At 41.5% G+C, this 2,598-nt stretch carries 3 protein-coding genes; all 3 read right to left on the bottom strand.

The window, feature by feature from the left end; genetic code table 11:
* The coding region (locus Q0200_RS11475) for a prepilin-type N-terminal cleavage/methylation domain-containing protein (RefSeq protein WP_297941242.1) at nt 1-941 on the bottom strand (941 nt) is incomplete at its 3' end.
* Nucleotide 942: 1 nt separating this feature from the next.
* Nucleotides 943-1,545 carry a type II secretion system protein gene (locus tag Q0200_RS11470; protein ID WP_297941243.1) on the bottom strand — a complete coding sequence of 201 codons (603 nt, stop codon included), beginning with the start codon at nt 1,543-1,545 and terminating at the stop codon, nt 943-945.
* Nucleotides 1,546-1,547: 2 nt separating this feature from the next.
* A complete protein-coding gene (locus Q0200_RS11465; RefSeq protein WP_297941241.1) occupies nt 1,548-2,477 on the bottom strand; it encodes a hypothetical protein in 930 nt (309 codons plus the stop codon).
* Between the last annotated feature and the right edge of the window lie 121 nt (nt 2,478-2,598).

The following is a 2,598-nucleotide window of genomic DNA, read 5'->3' as shown; positions in this document are numbered from 1 at the left end:
TTTGTTTTGCATACCGTAGTTTCTGCTTCTGCTTGGCTAAGAGACCTACCGGCATCTCTTATGCATAATTTTAATGCTATAACTCCGTTTGCTTCGGTAAAGTTAAATCTAGTGACGTTTGTAGCTAGCAAGCTTGATGGAGCATTATTGTATTCTTCCCCGACCCATGGTCTAAAGTTGTAGCGAAGAAATAGATCAAAGTCTCCGTCTCCGTTTGTGTCGCCTGGCTCAACAGCATATGCGGTATGTAGTAGGTAGTATTGTTCAGATATAAAATTCGAGCGGTAATTTCTAAAAGCTATTACATTGTTGGTGGTGGTCAAATTTGTAACTACACCCACTGATTGAGCTTGTGTGTTGTTGTATCCGAAAGATGTAAGAGGGTTTATATTTACTCCTTTAAACATTATGCCTATATTTTGATTTGCTATGCTTGCCCTTCCTGCTGCTAGATCATTTGAGGTAATTGTTAGGTCGCTTATATTTTGATTTGCAGTACTTTGTTCATTTAACACTGGCGTGACTAGTCTGCTTCCTGGAGTTGCTATTGTGCCGCTATTATCTGCTGTATTTCTAGCAGATGTAAGCGGACTGTCTAGATCGGCTAGGCCACTCCAACCTCCATCCTGAAAACTTTCGTAGCTATAGCTAACCCATTCTAAGATAGTATATGTAGCATTTAGCCCGGCGTCTGATGTCGGGATCATGGTTCCGTCAGGTTTTTTGCCTATGGTGGAGCCTCTAACTCGTATAGAAAGCCTTTTTGAAATTTGCTCCAAAACTAGCTCGGTTTGTGCTTCGAGCGTGTTTATAGCCCTGCTTTGCAAGTAGTTTTTGTATATATTTAGTGTAGCTTGAATGCCTGCATAAGCCAATAATCCAGTAATTACTATTACTACTGTAAGTTCTATTAGGGTAAATCCTTTTCTTGTATTTTTCATTTTACCACGACCTAGTATAGATATCCGGACTTGTGCCGATATTTGCCGAATATGCTCGAAGGGTTATGGTGTGACCGGCTCCCTGACCCGCAGTATTTTGAGTGGTTGCTGTTACGCCAATTCGCCTTATGTCGGGATTGTTTCCTCCAGACATATCTTCGGATAATCCAATACTACTAACCAAATCCGCAGTTATGATACTATCTCTATCGTATCCGGCAGTACTCCTTATCTGTGTTGTTATATTGTTAAACGACGCTAAATCTCTAGTACTATTTTCCCATGCCGCGCATGCTACTCCTATTCTTGCGATATTTGAAAATATTCTTCGTCCCTCTTGCGGTATACCGTTTGTGGTATAAAAATTATTTAAACCTCCAAATATAGGAGTCGAAAGTCGCTCATAGTTAGCGTCTCCAGTGCAACTCCATGATGCCGTAGATATGATGGCAAGTCTTGTTTTGGCGTCCATAACAGTTTCTTGTATTACAGCCATTTTGTTGTTATCCGATACTGTAGAAAATATTTTCGGCAAGGCAGTCATCGTCAAGCCTATAATGACGATGGCCACTATAAGCTCTAGTAAAGAAAAGCCTTTTTTCATTTTTACCACTCTAGTCTCTTGCTTGGTTTATTGACGATATCGTTCAACTTGCCTTGGCCGTCTGCACCTACTACGTTACCCACTCCTACGTCATTACCTTTTTCATTGAGTGCTCGTCCGCCCCAAGATGAGTTGTTTGAGGTGAAGTTAACGATAAATCGATTTGCAGTAGCCGCTGCGTTAGAAGGATCGAATATTAACCAACTTGAACCATTCATTGATACGATATCGGTTCCGGCTATGGTGCTTGATAGCCTTACGCTTTCCACGCCATTTACTATGGCGTTGGTTGCGGTTACTGTTGTGGTTGCGGCATTGGCAAATGTACCGTGCGTTCCTTGGATGATATTGTTGTGAGCCGTATTTTTAAACCAACGATTTGCTTGAGGCAGTGCGTTGTTTGTTGCTATCAAAGGATATTTTATTGTACTGCATTCATTGCAGTAGATGCCATAGTATATATCCGCATTAAAACCAGTTGCCGGTCCGGTATATGTCGGTGCATATACTTGACCGTAGTAAAAGGTGGTGTTTGTTATTTTTGTGCCCGCAGGTTTAGCGTATGTAGCTCCGGTAGCGCTAGCCATAGTAGGAGAAGCCGTAGATGAGATGTTGTTAAATGTAAATACGTCGCTAGAAACGGTAAATGGGTTTTTAGCCAAATTTGTAGCTCTAGCGAAGTTAAATCTTATGCTAACCTTTGCCGTAGCATCGCTATCGGCAAATGCATTTGCTAGGACTCTATATTTACCATCGTTAGCTATACCGGGAGTTACTTTTGTTGCATTGGCGCCGGCGTTATTGTTGAAAAATATTACTTCGTTTCTTGCGCTCGCAAGGTTTCTTGCTAAAACAGCAGCATTAGTAGTTGCGGAGTCTGTCGTTTCGCCGTTATTATCGGTATAACCAGGGATGATTTGATCTATGCCCATATTAAAATTAACATTTTGTGCGTAGCAACTTCTTGTGTACAAGTTTGCAACACTGCCGGCACTATCTCCTAAACGCGCTTGTATATCAAATGTAGCGGCAGAACTCATGGCTCTATCGTTT

The organism is uncultured Campylobacter sp. (assembly GCF_938045225.1).
Taxonomy (GTDB): Bacteria; Campylobacterota; Campylobacteria; order Campylobacterales; family Campylobacteraceae; genus Campylobacter_A.
The sequence above is the reverse complement of the archived record's forward strand: the minus strand, read 5'-3'. Positions and strand labels throughout refer to the sequence as shown.